At 64.5% G+C, this 20,219-nt stretch carries 18 protein-coding genes and 1 pseudogene; 13 read left to right on the top strand and 6 right to left on the bottom strand.

The features are described 5' to 3' along the window. Window positions 1-247: 247 nt before the first annotated feature. The gene (locus KIH27_RS02085; RefSeq protein WP_214091260.1) at window positions 248-733 is read right to left on the bottom strand and encodes a hypothetical protein; all 486 of its coding nucleotides are present in this window, start codon (window positions 731-733) and stop codon (window positions 248-250) included. A gap of 271 nt (window positions 734-1,004) precedes the next feature. Here KIH27_RS02085 and KIH27_RS02090 point away from each other — a divergent pair, with 271 nt between their 5' ends. The 13 genes from KIH27_RS02090 to KIH27_RS02150 all read left to right on the top strand — a co-directional run bounded on the left by KIH27_RS02090 (window position 1,005) and on the right by KIH27_RS02150 (window position 10,548). Further along, on the top strand, window positions 1,005-1,709 hold the full coding sequence (locus KIH27_RS02090; RefSeq protein ID WP_214091261.1) for a hypothetical protein: 705 nt from the start codon (window positions 1,005-1,007) through the stop codon (window positions 1,707-1,709). 139 nt (window positions 1,710-1,848) lie between these two features. Beyond that, a complete protein-coding gene (locus KIH27_RS02095) occupies window positions 1,849-2,079 on the top strand; it encodes a hypothetical protein (protein WP_214091262.1) in 231 nt (76 codons plus the stop codon). A gap of 443 nt (window positions 2,080-2,522) precedes the next feature. Then, a complete protein-coding gene (locus tag KIH27_RS02100) occupies window positions 2,523-2,735 on the top strand; it encodes a helix-turn-helix domain-containing protein (protein ID WP_214091263.1) in 213 nt (70 codons plus the stop codon). After that, window positions 2,735-3,085 (top strand): hypothetical protein, encoded by a 351-nt coding sequence (locus KIH27_RS02105; protein ID WP_214091264.1) that lies wholly within the window; start codon window positions 2,735-2,737, stop codon window positions 3,083-3,085. The genes KIH27_RS02100 and KIH27_RS02105 overlap by 1 nt, the downstream gene beginning before the upstream one ends. Then, on the top strand, window positions 3,082-3,930 hold the full coding sequence (locus tag KIH27_RS02110) for a hypothetical protein (RefSeq protein ID WP_214091265.1): 849 nt from the start codon (window positions 3,082-3,084) through the stop codon (window positions 3,928-3,930). The genes KIH27_RS02105 and KIH27_RS02110 overlap by 4 nt, the downstream gene beginning before the upstream one ends. Further along, window positions 3,927-4,175 carry a hypothetical protein gene (locus KIH27_RS02115; RefSeq protein ID WP_214091266.1) on the top strand — a complete coding sequence of 83 codons (249 nt, stop codon included), beginning with the start codon at window positions 3,927-3,929 and terminating at the stop codon, window positions 4,173-4,175. The genes KIH27_RS02110 and KIH27_RS02115 overlap by 4 nt, the downstream gene beginning before the upstream one ends. 1 nt (window position 4,176) lies before the next feature. After that, window positions 4,177-4,614 (top strand): hypothetical protein, encoded by a 438-nt coding sequence (locus KIH27_RS02120; protein ID WP_214091267.1) that lies wholly within the window; start codon window positions 4,177-4,179, stop codon window positions 4,612-4,614. Between the two features lie 88 nt (window positions 4,615-4,702). Next, window positions 4,703-5,248, top strand: coding sequence for a hypothetical protein (locus KIH27_RS02125; RefSeq protein ID WP_214091268.1), 546 nt, complete (start codon window positions 4,703-4,705; stop codon window positions 5,246-5,248). A 146-nt stretch (window positions 5,249-5,394) separates the two neighbouring features. After that, window positions 5,395-6,003, top strand: a complete 609-nt coding sequence (locus KIH27_RS02130; RefSeq protein ID WP_214091269.1) for a bifunctional DNA primase/polymerase — start codon at window positions 5,395-5,397, stop codon at window positions 6,001-6,003. Next, window positions 6,000-7,829, top strand: coding sequence for an AAA family ATPase (locus KIH27_RS02135; protein ID WP_214091270.1), 1,830 nt, complete (start codon window positions 6,000-6,002; stop codon window positions 7,827-7,829). The genes KIH27_RS02130 and KIH27_RS02135 overlap by 4 nt, the downstream gene beginning before the upstream one ends. Window positions 7,830-8,225: 396 nt before the next feature. Next, complete coding sequence (locus KIH27_RS02140; RefSeq protein ID WP_214091271.1) at window positions 8,226-8,669, top strand: PDDEXK family nuclease; 444 nt, start codon at window positions 8,226-8,228, stop codon at window positions 8,667-8,669. Window positions 8,670-8,734: 65 nt separating this feature from the next. Next, window positions 8,735-9,559, top strand: coding sequence for a hypothetical protein (locus KIH27_RS02145; protein WP_214091272.1), 825 nt, complete (start codon window positions 8,735-8,737; stop codon window positions 9,557-9,559). Window positions 9,560-9,879: 320 nt separating this feature from the next. After that, complete coding sequence (locus KIH27_RS02150) at window positions 9,880-10,548, top strand: hypothetical protein (protein ID WP_214091273.1); 669 nt, start codon at window positions 9,880-9,882, stop codon at window positions 10,546-10,548. Window positions 10,549-10,714: 166 nt separating this feature from the next. Here KIH27_RS02150 and KIH27_RS02155 read toward each other — a convergent pair. The 5 genes and pseudogenes from KIH27_RS02155 to KIH27_RS02175 form a co-directional block, all read right to left on the bottom strand. Further along, window positions 10,715-11,170 (bottom strand): annotated as a pseudogene (locus KIH27_RS02155) (type ISP restriction/modification enzyme); the annotation flags it as partial. A 141-nt stretch (window positions 11,171-11,311) separates the two neighbouring features. After that, window positions 11,312-13,291: an ATP-binding protein gene (locus tag KIH27_RS02160; RefSeq protein WP_214091275.1), complete on the bottom strand. Its 1,980-nt coding sequence runs from the start codon at window positions 13,289-13,291 to the stop codon at window positions 11,312-11,314. A 103-nt stretch (window positions 13,292-13,394) separates the two neighbouring features. Continuing rightward, on the bottom strand, window positions 13,395-16,142 hold the full coding sequence (locus KIH27_RS02165) for a class I SAM-dependent DNA methyltransferase (RefSeq protein ID WP_214091276.1): 2,748 nt from the start codon (window positions 16,140-16,142) through the stop codon (window positions 13,395-13,397). Beyond that, window positions 16,139-19,405 carry a helicase-related protein gene (locus KIH27_RS02170; RefSeq protein ID WP_214091277.1) on the bottom strand — a complete coding sequence of 1,089 codons (3,267 nt, stop codon included), beginning with the start codon at window positions 19,403-19,405 and terminating at the stop codon, window positions 16,139-16,141. The genes KIH27_RS02165 and KIH27_RS02170 overlap by 4 nt, the downstream gene beginning before the upstream one ends. A 131-nt stretch (window positions 19,406-19,536) precedes the next feature. Continuing rightward, window positions 19,537-20,100, bottom strand: a complete 564-nt coding sequence (locus tag KIH27_RS02175) for a recombinase family protein (protein WP_214091278.1) — start codon at window positions 20,098-20,100, stop codon at window positions 19,537-19,539. Between the last annotated feature and the right edge of the window lie 119 nt (window positions 20,101-20,219).

Below are 20,219 nucleotides of genomic sequence, written 5' to 3' on the forward strand. Positions count from 1 at the left end.
GCACGAAGTGGCAGAATGAGATCGGCGACCGCGCCGATCAGCTGAATACTGAAGTACGCCAGCTGAGCTCATCGATCTCATCGGCGTTGCCCGGGAGCAAGCCGGAAGCCACCGGTGTCCCGGTCTACGTCGTCCCGCAGGCAGACGGAACGATCAGCCCGGTGAACGCCATGGGTCAGCCTGTGCGCGACGGGAAGGTGCTGGCCGACAAGCCGATTACGGATGTACCGGCGAAGGCACCAGCACCTCAGACCACCGCCGACACCCCGAAGCCGAAGACCGCGCCGGGGACGCCGGCCACCTCAGCACCCTCATCCGGCAGCGCGGGCGGTGGCAGCCCGATCCAACCCGGACAGATGCCGCAGATGAACAGCCCGAGCCAGCCGACTGCCGTCGCCGGGACGAACTCCGGTGCAGGCAGCACCACCGCCACCGGGTCGAACGGCGCATCATCCATCGGCGATTCAGGATCCAAGTCCGACTCCGGTTCGAACACCCCGGCCTCGGACACGGGCCTGCTCGGCGTACCCACGACCCTCGGCAACCAGCCTGCCGCCGCACCATCTGCGTCCGCGGCCGGGTCGGCGACACCGATCGTGACCAAGGCAGCAACCGCCGTCCCGGTGGCGGCCGCGGCAGCAGGTGCAGCACCGACGACCGGTCTCAGCGGCCTGTCCGGGATGACGGCCCCGACAGCCTCACCCGGGCTGAGCTCGACCGCCCCGCCCGGCACCGGCGTCACCCCCGGAGTCAGCACCGGCCCCGGTGGGCGTAGTGGTGTGCTCGTACAACCCACGCCAGCCGCACCCGCGCCGACAGCACCCGGGGCGACGACGGTGTCCGCGCCGGGGCCGACACCGGCCGGTGGTGGATCGGGTGTTGGTACTCCACCACCACCGTCGCCGACGTCCGGCGGCGACGGTGGAAGCAGACCGGAGGCCCGGCCCTTCCCAGCCGCGTGGACGGCGGCGTCGACCGCGGTGACGGCCGCCGATGGCGAAAGCGTGGCCCGGCTGACCAGCTACGTAAAGGCCCTACCCCTCTCCGACCAGATGGCTCATCGTCGACTCGCCGCCCTCAGTGACCAGTGGCGACGGGTCGGGTGGGCGGATGAGCAGGTCGCCGTCGCGGTCTTCGTCGTCGATTCGGCGGTCGACGGAAAACCCTTCCCGGGGTGCGTTTTCGCGACCTCGGCCGGCGTCTCGATCATCCCTGGGGGCGTACGGCTGCCGGTCGGTGTGCTGCCCCTGACGCGGATCCCGGGGATCAACCCGGACGCGGTCGCGGCCCTGGCCGGGTGCACCGATCCGAAGGCGAAGATCGAACAGCTGACCCCGTCGAAGTGGGGCCGACCGGCGGCCTTGGTGGTGATCGATGATGTCGACACGCAGGCGATCATCACGGCCGGTGATGCGAGCCCGGCACAGCTCGCGGTGACTTCGCTGATCCGGCCGGGGCTGGAGTCCGACCAGCTGCAGGGCGCCATCAACGCCGGGACTTTCCGCTATGGCCGACCCGGGGTGAGCGAGTCTGCGGCGGACTTGCGGTCGCTGGGGTGGTCATCGGACGGCGAGAAGCCTCGCGAGTATGACAGGGCGTTGAGGGAGTACCTATTCGCCACTGCGCTGGCCTCGTGGGGCACCGACCGGAGGGCCGCGGCGTACGCACTTGGCGAGCTTGAGGGGTCCCCGGAGATCGAACGGGATTGATGATCGCGGGATGGAATTACGTTGGCCTGTAGGGGTTTACACCGCGTCGACGCGATGATGGTCGCATGACCGAGCACCCCGAGCCTGCCCAGAGCCCCTCGGACGAGCCCTCACGGCCGCCCAGGAGGCAGTGGCGGCGATGACGGCCGCGGAACCTGAGCGGTACAGCGGCGAGTATGCCTGGCGGTTGGATCTACAGCGCCGGGACGAGGCGATCGAGCCATTCTGGTACGGCAGCGAGGGGTTCCCGCCGGCCGCCGCGGTGCTGTCACCCTTCGTCGACCCGGTGGAGTTCGTCTCGGTTGAGGATTGGTTGGCCGCGGCCTTGGACGCCGCGCAGCGCGCGCAGCAGCGACCGAAACAGTCCTGACCTGCTGCGATTCGGCGCAGCGGTGAGCTGAGCGCGAAACCCCGACATCATCGTGGGCGCGGCGGTGTCCCGGCCGGGTTGACGGTTCGATGCCGTAATCACCGGTGGCACCACCACTTTCGGGGCATCGAAGCCAGCCAGTCACCGTCGTGGCCGTCGATGATCAGATCATCCCGGACGGCGCGCAGGGGTGCGCAGCCCAGCGTTGCGCGCATCTGGGTAATGATTTACAAAAGGTGACGTAACTCACATTGCATAACTATTCCAACAATGTATCACGGCTGATCAGGGCATGCGCAGAAAGTATGCACGTGTCATCGAAAGACCATGGTACGTAGTTGATTTCGGGATCGCGTCGTCGCTTGGCAGTAGTCAGGCAGTCGGCGTACCACTGAGGCACACCGCGACGCACAGTGCGTCGCCCAAGCCCAGGGAGTACCACCATGGCGCGACCGAAAGCGCAGCCGGCGCAGCTGAATCCCGTAGGCGCGACAGCAGCTGATGGCGTGCGTGGCCGGTTCGGCGGCATCAGCGAGACCAAGGTGCGCCAGATGATCGCCGACGGCGAACTCGAGGCTGTCCGGATCGGCCGGCGGGTGATGGTCACCGAGGAAAGCATCGAGGCGCTCATCGAGCGCAACCGGGTCGGTGCCTGATGACCGGCCAGAATTTCACGAACAACCTCCTGCGTGACGGCCGCGATCGGCCGCTGATCCGGGACCCGGAGACGGGGGAACTCGTCCCCTACCAGCGCGTCACGACCTTCATCTCCGGCCTGGAGTCGTCGGTCGGACTGGAGAAATGGCGTCAGCGCGAGCTCGCTAAGACGTTGTCCAGCAGCCCCGCGTACGCCAAGGCCATCAACGCCGCCGACGGTGACACGAAGAAGATCACCGCTGTCGTCCGGGGTGCCTTGGCCGATGCCCGGCTGAGCCTGAAGGCGGACACCGGCAGCTACCTGCACTACGTGCTGGAGTGCGATGACCGCGCGGAGATGGGCCAGTGACCGCCATCCGCACGCCGTCAAAGTGGGCTTTCCCCAAGGGAATCGACCTGCACGACAGCGACATCCGGCCCGAGGTCATCGAGGCTGTCCGGGCGAACTGGCCGGTGCTGAAGGCGCAGTTCGGAATGCAGGTTCGTGAGGTTGAGGTGCCGCGCGTCAGCCACGACCTGCGGGTTGCCGGCACGCCCGACCGGATCGTGGTCGGCACCCACCCTCTTATCCGGAAGCCCACGATCTTGGATTTCAAGTTTTCCGGTAACTGGCACCGGCCCGAGACGCAGCGCAGCTGGGCGGCTCAGATGGCCGTCTACCAGCGCTGTCTTCGGTACAGCGTTGAGCTCGAGAAGACCATCGCCGACGCGACCCCGCTGCAGATGACCCACGCGATCATCGTGCTCGGCGACCCGGAGAGCGGGGATCTGAGACCGTACATTCTCGACACCACGACCGCCGGTGTAGCCATTGATGCCCTGATTCTCCGCCGGCAGTGGACGCGGACGAAGGGGCTGCTTACCCCGCTCGAGATCGACTCGGAGATGACCGTCGAGGAGGCGCTCTACGACGAGCTTCTCGAGGCCGGTTACACCCACGTGATCGATGTGCTGTCTCGGGCCCAGCACCTCGACGTCGCCTCCGACCGGCTCATCGAGCTCGCTACAAAAATCACCAGGTACGGCCCGGTGCAGCCGGGGATCGTCGTCTCCGCGGCCAGGGCCGGATCGATGTCCGAGCTGATCTCGGTGTGGGAGCGGCTCATCGCGTACACCCCCGACCCGCCGGCGGAGCACCGCATCATTTTCCGGCAGCGCAAGGCGGCTCTCATCGCAGCACGAGGTGCAGCATGACCGCCCCCGGGATGCCAGCGCGCTACGCCAGTGACGTGCTGACCGCCGGTCGGCAGGAGTACGAGGCCCGCCGTGACTACCTGGCCCGCATCGCCGATCTGCTCGCCGACATCACCACCGTCGACGTCCTGACCCGGCTCTGGGCTGAGGCCAAGACCGCGGGTGTCGCAGACAAGGACATGCAGACCGTCTTCCGCGCCCGCCGGGCCGAGATCACCACCACCACCAGCAAGGAGACGAACTGAGATGACCACAGCCACCTACGCCGACATGATGCGGGAAGCACGGCCAGCCCACGATCTTTTCGCCCCCGATGGTGCGCCGACGTACACCGTCGGTGACGGCGGTGCCGATCTCGCGGTCTTCACCGGCGGCAGCCTGGAGGGCATCCCTGGGGTGATGATCACCGTCGGGAAGTCCAAGATCGTCATCGCCTGCGGCCAGGCAGTTGAGCTCGGCGATGAGCTGCGCAACCGGCCGTTCGGCGCGTACGCGGTTGCCAGCGACGCCGCGACGCTCTGGATGAACCCGTACGGCCCCGGGGACAGCGTCGTCATCGCACTCGACACCTACGACGCCGGCCCGCTGCGCGCCGGGCAGATCGAGCTGACCGTCGCCGCCGCCGCGGTGCTCGCCGATCAGCTCGACGCGGCGGCCCGGTTGAGCTTCGGACTCGACGCGTAACCACAAGCTTCGCCGGGGGTGCAGCCGGCGTTGAGCACGACAGTCCCTGTACACCAACCATTTTCGACATGCGTAAGGAGCATGAATCATGGCAGACAACATCAGCTGGGAGACCTTCGCGTCGACCGGATCGCACGTCGGCTGGGGCACCAAGCCCGGCCAGCACGTCACCGGCTGTGTCGTGGACTACGACCAGCACGGCGGCACGGACTACAACGACGCTGTCGTGCCGCAGATCGTGGTTGCGCTGACGGACAAGGCGTACAGCTTCGCGAAGAATGGATCACACACCATCTTCCCGGCGGGCGAGACCGTCACTGTGACATGCAGCCAGGTCAGCCTTAAAAACGTGATGCGACAGACGAATCCGACCCCGGGCGACCTGCTCCGGATCCGACTGGTCGACGTCATCGAGCGCAACGGGAAGACGATGAAGATCTTCGAGATCGACGTCGCCCGTGGTCAGGGTATGAACGGTGTGGCCGCTGTTCAGGCGGCACCGGTGTCGCCGACTCCGGCACCTGCTGCTCCAGCAGCACCGGCACCGACTCCGGCTGCTCCGGCTGCGCCGGCACCCGCGAACCCGAACGTCTACGACGCACCGGCCGCGGACGACGACAACTTCGATTTCTGATCGAAGTTTTCACCAGGAGATGAATGGCGGGGCCGGAGAGGGGATGCAGCCCCCTTCGGCCCCGCCATCACCAACCATTTCGACACGCACCCAAGGAGCACACCGTGAGCCGCGTGAGAGACATTCTACAGGTCCGGTATAAGGCGTTGGTAGCAGAAACTTCGGGCCGCGCACTCACCGACCGCGACCGCAAGCTGTTCGACGAGCTGGATCTTCGCCTGAACCATCCCGAGCGCGCGGTGACGATCCCCGCCCTGGACGCCGCGGTGCGGTACGCCGCGATCGGATGGCCGGTCTTCCCGTTGATGTCGCAGTCGAAGGCGCTGGCTATGCCTGAACCCTACGCCGCGGTGAAGCGGCCCGCGACGGCACATGGATTCAAGGACGCCACCACCAACGTCGACCAGATCCGCCGGTGGTGGACGCGGAACCCAGACTGCGGCATCGGGATCGCCACCGGCGAGTTCTTCGACGTGATCGACATCGACGACGTTCACGGCGGCCGGGAGAGCTGGAACGAGCTCGAGCCGAGTATGCCCGTTGAGATCTACGGCGAGGTTCTCACCGCCCGCGGCGGCAGCCACCTGTACATCAAACCGACCGGGATGGCCAGCAAGGCGGGTCTCCGTCAGGGAATCGATTACAGGGGAACCGGCGGCTATGTCGTCGGTGCCCCAACGTATTTCAGGCATCCGAGTCAGCGCTGGCGATGGATCGCCCCGCCGTCTGACGAGATCAAAGGTGGCCGACCATGACTGTGATCAACGGCGAGGCCGGCGCGTTCGAGGCGTGGTTGTCGGACGGGAAGAAGAGGACGGCGAAGCCGAAGAACGGTGCCGCGAAGGCGGCTGGCGGCGGGGTATCCGAGTGGCTGATCGGGGCGAAAGCGCACCCCCAGAGCGCCCATACCGGCATCCCGATCACGGTCATCGAGGGTGCCGAGGAGCACCCGTTCTTCGTCTCAGCGCTCGAGCGAGTGTGCGAAGACCTGGCAGCCATGACCCCGGGTCAGGGACGCAATCCGGCCCTCAACCGGGCCTCTTGGTATCTCGGCCGCTTCCCGGTCGATCGCGAGGTGATCCGCGATGCGCTGCTCCAGGCGTGCCACGTGAACGGCCTGGTAGCCACGTACGGGATCCAGGACTGTGAGCGCACGATCAGCAACGGTTTCCGCGGTGCCGATGAGGCTGGCCTGTTGGAGATCGCCGGCGGCTGGACCGGCGTGCGGGAGATGACTGCGGATGAGGTCGCCGAGATCATCCGCGGTCACCGCGACGCGGCGGTCACCGTCGATGACGGCGGCGTGGACGCTGAACCTGTAGTCACGGAGTTCACCACCGGCGGCCTCCCACCGATCGATGAGTTCGACCCGGGTGAGGGGTCCGCTGAGTCGTCTACCAGCGGCGATGATCGGACTGAGCACCAGATTCTCGACGCGATGATGAGGCTCCACGTCGCGGCGGAGGCGAAGAAACGCTACGCCGACCTCGTCGCCGAGACGGAGATGACCGACGCCGACCTGTGGGGCGACCTGCCTCCCGCGGCCGGCGACACCTTCCTTTTCGATGACGCAACCGACAGCCCGATTCTCTGGGGCCGTGGCGATGAGATCTGCTGGTCCGGCGGGGAAGCGTTGATGATCGTCGGCCCGTCGGGGCTCGGCAAGACCACCCTGGCCGGCATGGTGCTGCGAGCGCAGCTCGGCCTCGCGGACGAGGTTCTGGGACTTCCAGTCCCGACCACCGACGGCAAAATCCTGTACCTCGCGATGGACAGGCCACGCCAGATCAGGAAATCCCTTCTGCGCCAACTGAGCATCGCCGACCGCGCTGTGGTCGCAGCGAAGCTCGTCGTCCGCACCGGGCCGCCGCTTGCCGACATCCTCACCCGCCCATCACTTTTGACCGAGATGGCGGAATCCGTGGGAGCTGCGACGATTTACGTGGACAGCTTGAAGGATATCGCCATCGGGCTGTCCGAGGACGCCGTTGGGGCGGCATACAACAGGGCCAGACAGCATGCCCTCGCCCATGGCGTGGACATCCTCGAGCTGCACCACACCGTGAAGAGGAACGCCAACGGCGGGGCGCCAAAGGAGCTCGCAGACGTATATGGCAGCAACTGGCTGACCGCCGGCGCCGGGACGGTGATCGTGCTGTCAGGCAAGGCCGGTGACCCCCTCATCGATTTCTCGCTGCTCAAGCAGGCTGAAGGCGACGTCGGGCCGTGGCGCTTGGAAGTCGACCACACGGCCGGTTCGATTCGGCGCGTCGAGGGCGTGGATCCGGTTGAGTTGGCTCTCTACGACCCCGACGGGGTGACGGCGGCCGACTACGCCGTGGAGCTCTTTGGCATCGACACGGTCTCCCGTGGGCAGATCGAGAAGGCTCGGCGGAAGCTCGAGAAGCTCGCCGACGACGGTCTCATGACCCGGATCGATGGCACCCGCGGCGGGAGCGGGGGGAGCCGTACCCCGACGCGGTACCGGGCCACCGGCCGCGTCCGGGAGGTGTCCGACATCCCCGGCGGGGGGTCGTTCGCCGGGGCGGATTCCGACCCGTGGGAGAACCCATATGGCTGACCTACGCGCCGCCCCAGAACACCCAAGCGTCGACGTCCCGGAGGCGACGCTTGGGTGTGATCCCAGTCACGCTTGGGTGTCTTCGACCGACCACCCAAGCGTCGACGGTCGGGCGGTTTTTCAATCACGCTTCAATCACGGTTTCTGCAAAACCGCAGGTCAGGCAATCACGGCGATTTTTCGTGGAAATGCAATCACGTTTCAATCACGCTCAATCACGTTTTCCGCAAAACCGCAGGTCAGACAATCACGCACCCGCGTGATTGAAGCCCCCCGCGCATCAATCACGAAACCCACTGCCCCTTTAGGGGCAGGGGTTCGCGTGATTGGCCGGCGCTGCGAGATGAAAACCAACTCCCCTGGCGTCCGTCGGGGAGTGATCGAGAGGAGAGAGCGATGAGCGAGACACCCGAGACCGTCGAGGCGACCTACGCCGGGGTGGAGTTCAGATCGACCAGCGAGCGCACGTTCGCCGAGGCGCTCGACCGCGCCGGGCTGCTGTGGTCGTACGAGCCCGGGCCGCAGACCGTGGTCGCCCGGGATGGCGTGCAGCACGTCTACTGGCCGGACTTCTGGTTGCTCACTGTCGGCTGCTGGCTCGAGGTCAAGGGTCCGGCCAACCGCCGCCTCTGGAAGGCCGAGTCCCTCAACGCGGCCGGGCCGCATCAGGTTCTCCTCGGCCGGGCCGCGAACTTCGGCGCACACGGCACGGCTTCCCTGCTCATCGAGACGCTGGCGCCCGAACAGCCCCTCCCTGCGGTCTTCACCTCATCGGCATGGCAGAACGCCTCTACGAGCGTTCTGTGGCCTCGTCCGCCGATCCGCGGGCTGATCGCGTAGCCCCCCGAGCGGCGACCGTCGCCGCCGACCAATCCGATTGGAGGATGAAGATGAAGAAGATAGCGATGAGCCGAGTGCTCAGCGGCACCGCCGCCGCCCTCGCCGGGGTGCTGACCGCCGTCGGGGTGTCGGCCGGCGTCGAGCACGTCATCGACCATCACCGGCAGCCGACGTCCCAGGCAGCGGTGACGGGGAACTGGCCGACCGTCGGCCTGCGGGATGTCACCCCGCCGGGGCCCGACCCGTACAACCTCATCGGTAACCATTGGCCGAAGATCTCGGAGGGCGCGGTGACGGTGGTGTCCAACACCGCCCGCGGATGGACGGTGATCCTGCCGGATCAGCCCTCCTACGCAGACCCGGTCGTCGTCCCGACCGCCGGCCGGGTCGCCGCGGACTTCGTGCAGATCGCCGGACCTACGATGCTCCGGCAGCTCCGCGTCGACCCGAATGCGATCCTGCACACCGGAATCGACGCGAACGCCGTCTCCTATCTGCTGGAACTGGAAGCCCACGACATCGCCGGGGCGAAGCTCGAGATGGCCGGGCTGGCCGAGGCGGGGACCGCGGAGGCCGACGCCCTTCCCGCCGGCCCCCAGCGGGAGGCGGCCATCTCGAAGCGTCGTGCCGACATCGCAGCCCAGGCAACGGAATTGGAGGCCAAGCTCGTCAAGATCGGGAAGCTGCTGAGCACCCCTATCGAGGGCACCGAGCCGCAGATGTCCGGGGTCGCCGTCTTCCGCGTCCCTCAGCCCGACGGGAAGTACGCGCCGGTGAACGCCCACGGGATGTTGGTGAAGGAGCACCACATCGTCGGCGATCATCCGATCGTCGCCATGCCGACGGCGATGCCGCCGGTCCAGAAGACGGGTAACACTCCGGAGGAGTGATCCTCCGGGTGTCTGACCTGGTGTTTTCATGTCCCCGAAAGGGGCCGCAGACGAAGAAACCCGGAGGTGGTGTGCCTCCGGGCTTTTCTTCACTGGCGGCGCCGATGATGGTTCAGGTTCATCCCCGTATGCGGGGAGCGTGCGACCGCCGTGAGGTCACCGCTACCCCGGATTTCAGACGCCTTGTCGTCGTCTGGTGACCGCCGGCAGGTGATGCGTACCCGGGGCACTGGCACTACCGTCGCTTGCGACCGTCCAGGTCCGAACGCGACGCCTTAGGTCTGCCAAATGAGCTCCGGTCCACCTTAAGGTCTTACCTCATGGCCGATGTGTACATGTACGCCGACGAAACGGGAAACCTGGACTACGAGGGTGTCCCTTCCTCGAAAGGTGGTGGCGCATCTGCCTATTTCGGCTTCGGCACAGCAGTGTTCAGCCAAGGCCACGGGGAGCATCTGCTGGACGCGCTGCATCTGCGTGCAGAGTGCGAAGCCCAGGGGGCAAATCTGTCCAAGGGGTTTCACGCCTACGACGACAGCAAGCGCACACGGAGCCTAGTATTCGAGCTGATCCGCCAGCAGGCTCCTCGGTTCGACGCAACGTTCCTCTACAAGGCCAACGCTTACCCCTACGTTAAGCAGGCCGGGGAGATGCGCTTGTACAAGATGGCCTGGTTCCTACACTTCAAGGAGATTGCGACTCAAGTCTGTGGCCCGAACGACCGGCTGTTTGTCATTGTCGGCGAGTTCGGTACCGCCAAGCGGCGGATACAGGCCAAAGAAGCACTGAAGGATGTATGCAGCCAGATGGATCGCCAGATCATCCTGTGCATCTGGACAGCAGCCTCGGCTTGGGGTATTCAGGCTGCCGACTACGGACTCTGGGCGACCCAGCGCATCCTCGAAGGGAAGCCTTGCCAGTGGTACCAGAGCTGCGTCCAACCGACGTTGCACTCGGTGTTCAAGCCGTGGGGTGGCCCACGAAATTAGTCAGAGTCAGCTATCCGTTTCCGGAAGTCCACCCTTGGCGGACTTATCGCTGACTCCTACTCCAGTCTGGCATCTCGCAAGCTGTGGAGCAAGTTGTGGACAACGCTGTGGAGAAACAACCAGCCCGTAGCTGCCGCTCGGCGTGGAGGGACGTATGCGGCGTTCGTCAATCGCCCAGTCCGTCGACGATCTTCATCGTCTCCACGGCGACGGTTGTGATCCTCTTGATCAGATCCACGATGTAGGTCGAGTCGTCGTGTTCATCGCACCAGTCGTTGGGATCGTTGACGATTCCGGATGCCTTGTCGGTCTTCACCTGGTACCGGTCGATGAGCCAGGCCAGCGCCGACCGTGACCCGAGCATGTACCGCTCGGCCTCCTCGGGGATTCCGGTGATGGTGATGCGGCCGTTGTAGATGAGGGTCGTGCGGTCGTCCACGTTCTTCCCGAGGTTCGGGTCTTTCCGCTTGGCCCACTTCATCTTCACAACGCGCCAGGTCTCCCGGTCGTCGGCCCGCGAGCCGGCCTTGAGCTGCACCTCCAACGGATACGGCTCCACCGACTCGTAGTTGACGTGCAACTCGGCCAAGCCGGCGGCCAGCGGGGAAGCCATGTCACGCCTCGTCGATCGCGTGCGCCGGGGCCTCCGCCGTGCCCGGCGTGAAGGGCGGAGCACTCGCACTTGCCATCGGAGCAGGCTATCGTCGCGGGCCGACAGGAACCCGGGACGTGCGACCGCTCGACGGGGGCTGAAACAGGTGCCTTACGCCGACTGGACTTCTTCCCCGCCGTGCTCGGTGGCCTCCACCGGCAAGAACTGCGAGTATTTCTCTCGAAGGTAGGCGAGGCCAGCGTCGTGGGACGTCTCGTACTCAAGCGAATTCTGCACGAACTTGAGGCGGTGCTCAGCGGCTGAGATCAGCTCACTCCACTTCTTGACGACGATCCGGTACGTGCCGGTATCCGTGACGACGCCGAACGGCAGGTGCGGCTGCTGGCGTTGCTCGTCGACGGTGCGCGTCGTCTCGTTGCCGACCAGCCAGAAGTCCCACTTCACATTCGGCTGCGCGAACGCCTCGTCGTTCACGATGGCGCTGGCGTAGGCGCGGAGCTGGCTGACGTCACCGTCATCAAGCTTGTGCTTGGGGCGCTTCAGCTCAACTACCAGCTGCTCGAACGAGTCAGCGTTAGTCTGGAGTCGACGTCCGAGTACCAAGTCCGGTATCGCGTCGGAGCCGTCCTCCAGACGTACCTCCTTGTGGCCGGCCAACTCGACGTCGGTTCCCAGCTTGGACAGGAACTTCGTCAGCACCTTGGTGAGGCGTTCGTCGTCCCCGGTGAGGCTCCACTCCTCGCCGAAGATCCAGGTCTCGTGCGCCAGGATCCGGTGGAGCTGCCGCCGCTCCAGCAGACGCCGCTTGATCTGCCGGTCGAATAAGATCGTGTTCAGCCCACTCAGGAAGTCCATACGGGAACCGATCGCGCGACCGGTCTGGATCAGCTGCGTGAGCGAGGTACGCTCCAAAAGCTGCGAGAGTTCGTCGATACGCGCCTTCGGCAGGCGGGCCAAGTCGGACAGGATCGGCAGCAGAGCCTCGGGGTCGGTCTCGAACGTCTCCTTGAGCAGCCGTAACGCCAATGCCTTCGACTGTCCGCTCTTGCTCTCGTCGAGGGTCCTCGACGCCGCCAGCGCCACGACGTTGAAGGTGTCCCTGGTGGCCACCTCGATAGGCGATTTGGGCTCCGTCTTGTACGGCCAGACGCCCTCATCGCGCCATCGCTGGATCGCGGCGGCCTCGCGAAGCCGTTGCCGCTCCGACAGGTGATCGCGCAACGCTTCCCGAGCAGCTGCGATCAGGCGCCCGCGTGGTGTGTCGGTGTCGTCCTCCAGCCCGACCGGGTCGCTGCTTACGAAGCCGTCCCACGTCAGGTAAGCGGTGAATTCGGAGCCCGGGGCCTGAATCCGGGCCTCCACCTCATCGAGGATCCGGCCATCGGCGTCGCAGAGGAAGATGCACCGCCGGACGTTTTGCAGCTTCCACTCGATTACCGTGAGGGTGGCGTCGCCTTCCCATCCTTCGGGATCGGTCAGCGTGATGACCTCGCGGTGCTCCTCGACCGACGCCGCGTCGATGTCCTCGCCGAGGAAGCGGATGTGGAAGTTCTTGAACCGCTCGAGGTGGAGCGCGAACTCCGTGAGGATGGCGTGCCGCAGTTCGTCGGCAGTGTCGAAACTGGACACCGCCCCAGGTGTCAACTGGTAGATCGTGACCACGGTGCCCGTGTCGGTTACCTCGGAGTCCGCGTCGGACGCCATGATGTCGAAAGTGTCGAGGGACGATCGGTTGCCGGTCACCTGGACAACTCCGAGACCGCCCTCGACCCGCTCCGCTGTCGAAACCCAGCGCACCAGGTTGCCCAGCGCGAACGCCGTGTAGCGACCCCGACCGTGGCGGCCGTGCACGACCCGTTCGCCACTGTCGCTTCGAGTGCCTGGCATCAGCTTCCAACTGTCGCCTACACGGGAGAACGCCAGTTCCGCACGCTCACGGTTCATGCCGTTGCCGTCGTCGGTTACGGCGATCTCCTCGATCCCGTGGAGGTCGTTATATTCGCAGGTCACTGTCACGAGGTGGGCATCCTCGTCGAACGCGTTCCAGATGAGCTCGGTTAGACCCGTGGCGGGATTCTTGACGTAGCCCTCCAGGATGGACTGGCCAGCCTGGACCTTGACGGTCGTCATGGACGCATCGTGTCACGGGGGGCCGACGGAAACGTCGCCGGCACTCCACCCCATGTGTCCGCCTGAACCGCAGCAGGCGCACCGCACTTCTCCAGGATGGTGGTCACCGCTTTGCTGGATTAGCAATCACCACGGCGTACCGCTCGAACAACAGTTGCTGGCGGGCGACTTCGTCCAACGTTTCATCGACGCCGAAGATCGCGTCGATCGCCTTGTCGATGGCCTCATGCGCGGCGATGACATCGGCAGGTGTCCGATCGGGGTCGTAGATGTCCGCGAGGGACATTTCAGGGTGGCTCTCGCGACTGGCGATTATCTGTGCAGCCGCCGTCGTAACCGTCTGACGCTGCTCCACGGTGATCGACGGGAACGGGAATGTGTTGTACACGAACGTGTTCGAGAAGCGGAGGTCAGACTTGATCCGACCGCCGATGGCCCGCATCCAGGCGATGAACATCGACGAGGAGAGCACGCCGAGGATGAATCCGTCCGCATCTGAGGCGAGGAAGTTCGCGTTCCCACAGATGACGTCTGGAGTGTATCGACGGGCGGTGAAGTACTGTCGTTGCTCGCCGACGTGAGCGGGAATGGCCAGGTAGTCGACGTCGGGTTGGCGCCGTTCGTCGAATAGATGTGGAGTCGCAGCCTTCTTCACCGTTGCTGCCTTCGAGCTCTCTTGACGCATCTTCCTCACTGCGGCAACACGCTCGCGAAGCACTGGGCTGGTCTTAATCTCCGACGCCGGAGCCCCTTCGAGCCACAGGCACCACCGCGGCAGATCATGGATGAGCTCCCGCGCGCCGACGAACCTCCGAACGTATTTTTCCGCAATGGGATCGGCGGTGACAAGTTCGTATTGATCGGCTGAAACCAGCAAGTTCTTGCCATCTGTCGGCTTGTTTCCGTATTCAACGGAGGGCAGTGCTGGGCACAACGGCTTAGTTCGATTACTAACGAGGACATTGCGCGCGTCACAGAGGTAAGGATTGATGTTGGGTACATCGTGACGAGTCGCTGCACCCTTGCCCCCCTCGGGGTACGTCCACAGGACCGGTGATGGGGCGGTGAGTTTGTCGAAACCGACTATGGAGACGTGCACAGCCGCCCCGCCAGGGGCCTCTGTCACCCACTGGAACGAGCGGTGCGCGAACCGACACCGCCATCCGGCATCGAGGATAGGGCGCCACAGGAACTCGACGGGCTCTCCCTGGCAGATCGAGTTCGTGGAGACGTAGGCCCAGCGTCCGGCACAGGAACCGTAGTAGTCGATAGCCTTGGCGTACCAGCAGGTGACGTAGTCGAGGTAGCCGTTGTAGCGGGAGCCCCAGATGGCTTTGGCGTCCGCGGTCTGCTTCGCAGTCTTGGTGTACTGCCCGATAAACGGTGGGTTGCCGAGGATCACGACGTGATCTGACGGGGTAATTACCGTCGCCCAGTCCGTGTGCAGGGCATTGGCGTGAATAATGGTGGGAGCGATGGTGATCGGTAGGCGATCAGGAGCTTCGCCGAACTCCTCGGCCATCATCTGGTTTGCCAGATGGTCGACGAGCAGCATGGCTGTCTCTGCGATCCGGGCTGGCCACTCCTCGATCTCGATACCAAAAAAATGATCGAGGCGGACCTTGGTGTCAAGGCTCACATCGAACGAGAACTGGGCTCGATCACGACCGGAAGCAATGCCGTCGAGCATGTCAAGGTCGCGGCGACGCTTGAGGAGTTCAAGTTCGAGCGCTCGGAGTTCGCGGTAGGCAACGATGAGGAAGTTGCCGCACCCACATGCTGGGTCGAGGAATCGGAGTTTGGCCAGTTCGTTGTGCAACTTGGTGAGCTGGCCCTTGTCGTCCCAGGCCCGTTCGAGGCGGTCGCGGAACTCGTCAAGGAACAACGGTCGGATCGTCTTGAGGATGTTCTCCTCGGTGGTGTAATGCTCGCCGCCGTGCCGTCGTGCTTCCTTGCTCTTCACGGTCTGGAACATGGATCCGAAAACCGCCGGCGAGATTACCGACCAGTTGAAGGCGCAGGCTTCAAGTAGGGCACCGCGGAATTCCGCTGGCAACTGCGGTAGGCGGAGCGGTCCGTGGAACAACCCACCGTTGATGTAGCGGAAGAACGAGATCGGATCATCTGAATCGATAGCCCGTTGACCTTCGGGTGTGTCAAGTACGTCGAAGAGTCTGATCAGGTCGTCGTGAAGATTTTCCGCAGTGGTCTGGTTGCGCAGGTGGTTTTCGAACAGAGCCGGAGGCTTCCACATGTCCGCGTCGTCACCGAAAAGCAGGAACAGCAGGCGCGCGAGCAGCAGGGTCGCGTCATGTTCACCGACACCTGCGGTTTCGAGATGGGTGTAGAGGGTGCCCATCAGCCGCGCAGCCGCGACGGAAGCCGTCTCGGCCTCGCGGTCGAATGCGTCGCGCATCCTCTCCAACAGGGAGACGAGTGGTAGATCTTCGTCGAAATCCAGTTCCACTGCACGTAGCCGTTCGGCGAGGTGGCTGGTGCGGTCCCCGATATGGTGCTGGTGGACAGTGAGTTTCGTATTGGCAGAGCCGAGTTGCGCACGCCGTGGCCATCGCCATTCCTGCCGGTGGTTGTCGGTGAAGATGACGAGTCGTTCAAGGTTGTCCTGACCAACGAGAACGTCGATCCGACGCTGAACGGGGCGCGACGGCAGCATGGGGCAGTGCCAGATACGGAGGCCCTTGTACCCGGCGACCTGGGTGAGGGTGTAGTTGGTGTCGTCAACATCGAACGTCAGAGGCGAACGGTCAGGGTTGTCCCAGCCGAGTTCGTCGATGAACAGAGTGCGGAAATCCTGCGCATCAACGAGGTCAAGCAGGCGGTTATCGGTCATTCGCGGATTCCCATGCTGGAGACGATGCGGATCGGGTCTTCGCCGGTCCGGGTGGCGACGGTGAGGTCACCATCACGGTGCAGGGCTGTGAGCAGCGTGGCAAGTTCGTCGTCGCTTGCGCCGTTGCGGACGGCTCTGCGGAGTCGATTCTCCGCGTCTTTGGTCAGCGGGTGCTGGTAGAGGTCATCGAGTGCCAATGCGGTGTCCGCATTGTCGTGGAGCAAGGTCGCGCCCAGGCGACGCCACAGCGTACGGCGGACGCCGCGCAGGCGCCCGGCTGCAAGAGTTGGGGTAGCCAAGGGGCCACGGACCAGCGTCTCAATGAGGCCGTCGTGGTCCTCCGAGGGCGCGAAGCCAGGTTCGTCGGGGCTGGCCTCAAAGGTCTTGAGAACTTCGTGCCCGGTCAGCAGTGCAGTGTTGCCGTCAGCGGTTGCGCGACCGAAGCCGTCAACACCGGAGTCGGTCCGCACGTAACACACCACCCCCGTGTCACTGTCGGTGAGACGCTTACGACGAGTAGCAGAAATCATGTCCGGCAGGCTCGCCACTTTCGCCGCGAGTGCCGCGTCGGCCTCTACAGCGTTGGTCCAGTGTTGGTACGCCAAGCTGGATGCGTCCACATCATCGGCAGTGTCGGTGTCATCGAGGGTGCCTTTGTAGAGGTCTGCAATAACCTTGATCTCTCCGTCTGAGCCGAAGAACTGTTCGTCGGACCCGAATGCCTCAGCGTTGGCGTGCAAGCGCTCGCTGATGCGACGACGCAGGTCAATCACGTTGTCCACCGATTCGTGGAAGAACGAATACAGCAGGACGATGTCGGCCTTCTGTCCGACGCGGTCGACACGACCGGCGCGCTGGATGAGGCGGATGATCGCCCACGGCAGGTCATAGTTGACGACGATATGGGCGTCCTGCAGGTTTTGGCCCTCGCTGAGGACATCGGTGGCGATGAGAACCCGCAGCTCATCCTGGGGGGCGACGTCCGGTTCGTGCCCCGGCAGTGTGTTAGAGACCGGCGAGAATCGCTGTGCGAGTCGGGTTGGGTTTTCGCTGTCACCCGTCGCGACACCGACGTCGTCGATGCCCGCTACCTGTAGCGCGGCGCCGATGTACTCCGCGGTGTCTTTGTACTCGGTGAAGATCAACACCTTCTCGTTCGGGTGATCGACCTGCAGAAGGTGGATGAGCGCTTGGAGCTTCGAGTCGGTCTCCGGTTTCCAATCGCCGTACAACGCGAGTAACGCCTTGAGCGCAGTGGTGTCGTCGATCAGGGCCTGCCGCACGGCAGTCGTGAACAGCTCGGGCCTGATCCAGGTCAGGCCGGCAGGCTTTGCTGCCTGCAATGTCGCGTAGCGACTCTCCGGGGTCGCTGTTTCCTCGCCCCCGTTGCCGTCGCCGTTCGGGTCGTCATCATCCTCACCAAATATGTTCTCGGTGATGGTCCCAACGGGGATGAGTAGTCCGTGATTGATGGCGTACAAGAACAGCTCGTTGCGGGTGATGTGCCGCTTTAGCGAGAGCGTGAACGAATGTCCACAGGACGACAGCCGCTTGTAGAAGGTGGTGCGGACAAACCCGGCAACATGCCCGCGGCCACGTGCCAGGTTGTCGATGAACTCCTGCTCCGCTTCTGTCGGTGCGGCGGTGGGCGAAAGGTAGTTGCCGAGCTCGTATCGAGGCAACCGCAGCGCCGTGATGGTGTCAAGGGTCGTGTCCCCAGCCATCACCGCTGCGGGGTCGTCCGCGCCGAAGGAGTGGTCGACTGGTTTCGGTATGCGCTGCGGGAATCGGAACCGGGTGCCGTCAGAGAACTCCAGGTACTGCCCGTCGCTGTCGGTTTTTGCGTAGTTGTTCTTGATGAACGTTCTGGTGCGCCGTACCAGGTGCTCGCTCATCAGCCGCTTCCAATCGTCCGGATCTTCGGAGCGTCGGAATGCGGCCATCGTCGTGGTCTTGCCGTCGACCTTGTCGACGAGTCTCGGGTCGGCCGCAATCGCGTTGACCGGTGCGATTCCCAGGTCGTCATCATCGTCGATGTACAGACCCAGCTGGTTTGCTACGTCTTGGAAGCGGATATTGTACGGGGTGGCTGTAAGCAGTAGGGCCTTGCTGTCGTTGTTGTGGATGTAGTCCTGGATCGCCTTGTAGTCCCGCCGGGTGTCGTTTCGCAGCGTGTGGGATTCGTCGACGATGACCAGTTGGTAGCGGCGTAACGTGGGCAGGATCGCGTGGGCCATCGAGTACGAGACGACGCTGCCGTGTAGGTCGTAGGCGTCGAAGTGTTCTTTCCACATCTTGACTAGGTTCTTCGGGCACACCACCAGCGGCATGTACCCGTGCTCGTCACGCAGCATCAGCGCGACCGCGATCGCCGTGAGGGTCTTGCCGAGGCCGACGACGTCACCGAGCATCGTGCCGCGCCGGGTTGTGATGCGGCGCGCTAGGGTCTGCACCGCGGTCGCCTGGTACTCGAGTAGCTGCTCGCGGATTGCGCTGGGCACGGAGTACTCGGCTAGCCCCTCGCGGACGTCGCGGGAGAGGTCGTAGCAGACCTTCAAGAAGACCTCGTAGGGGCGGCGGGGTTCGCGGCGTGCCCACGATTCGTCGAGGAGGTCGAGGATCTCCGCCGTGATCGGCCGACTGAATTTGTCGTCCCAGCGATCCGTGAACCACTGAGCGAGGTCCTTGGCCGCTGTCGTGTCGAGAACGTCGACATTGAGCTCGTAGTTGACGGTGAGGCCGGGCCTGGTGAGGTTCGAGGATCCGACGAATCCGGTGATTGGGTTGTTGAGGTCCTCGCGATAGCAGATGTAGGTCTTGCCGTGGAGTGGTCGGCGGGTGAAGACCTTGATCTGCACCGCGCCGGTGGCGAGCAGATCCCGCAGCGACTGCAAGGCGGCGCGGTCCGCAGCCGTCGGCAGGCCACGCATTAACTGCATCCGGAGCTGTTCGATCAGAACGGCCTTGCGGTCACGCGCGGCGTTGGCGTCGGCATCGGGCTCCGGTGCACCCTCCAGCCCGGCCTGTAGGGCGTCGAGCGTCTCCTGCTGCACGCCGGCAGTCACCATGCCGATGAGGATCCGGACAATCGGCGGATCACCTTCGCTCCAGCTCTCAGCCTTGTCCGTGACCAGCGGGTCGAACACCGCCCAGCCGCGCAAGTTGAAGTAGCCGACGGCGACGTCCATGGTGTCCGACACCTGAAGCGTCTTCTCCAGGTGCGAACCCAAGTCCAGCTTGATGTTGTCGAAGATCCGCGTCACCGCTGCGCCTGCTTCCCCGTGATCTGGTTGCTCCGAAGCTGTTCTACAGGACGGCGTCTCAAACTAGGTACCACGCTCGGAGTTCGACGGGGCCTTCCGCAGCGTCTCGATGGCCTGGTGAATCAAGGTCATTACGCGGCGTCGATCTGGCTGAGCGCCCGATACAACGTCGACCGGCCGACACCCAAGCTCTCGGCCACCTTCCCGACCGGCACCCCCGAATTGACCAGCACGGCCGCGTGGTTGACCTGATCAGCGGTCAGCACCGCGCGCCGGCCGACCTTCACTCCGCGAGCTCTCGCCGCCGCGAGTCCGGCCGTGGTGCGCTCACGGATGAGTTCGCGTTCGAACTGGGCCATGGACGCGAAGACATGGAAGATGAGTCTGCCGCTGGCAGAGGCGGTTTCGATGTTCTCGGTCAGCGAGCGGAACCCGATCTCCCGCTGGCCGAGATCCTCGACGACGCTCACGAGGTGGGCCAAGGAGCGTCCGAGACGGTCGAGACGCCACACGACGAGGGTGTCGCCCGGCTCCAGGACCGCCAGCGCTGCATCGAGTTCGGGACGGCTGGCAGTTCCGCCGCTGATGCCGTGGTCGGTGTAGACCGCATCCACCCCGGCGGCCCGCAGAGCGTCGAGCTGCAACGCCGTGTTCTGGTCGTCGGTGGACACCCGGGCGTATCCGATCGTTTTCATACCACGATTCTCGCAAACCCCGCCGACAGAAAATCGAGAACTACGTACCACGGTTGGATTTCGGAACAGGGTTTCGGGACAGCGTGACCAGGGAATATCTCGCCGGCGAAGTGTGTGCC

Origin of the sequence: Mycolicibacter acidiphilus (assembly GCF_018455725.1) — a bacterium.
In the GTDB taxonomy this organism is placed as follows: domain Bacteria; phylum Actinomycetota; class Actinomycetes; order Mycobacteriales; family Mycobacteriaceae; genus Mycobacterium; species Mycobacterium acidiphilum.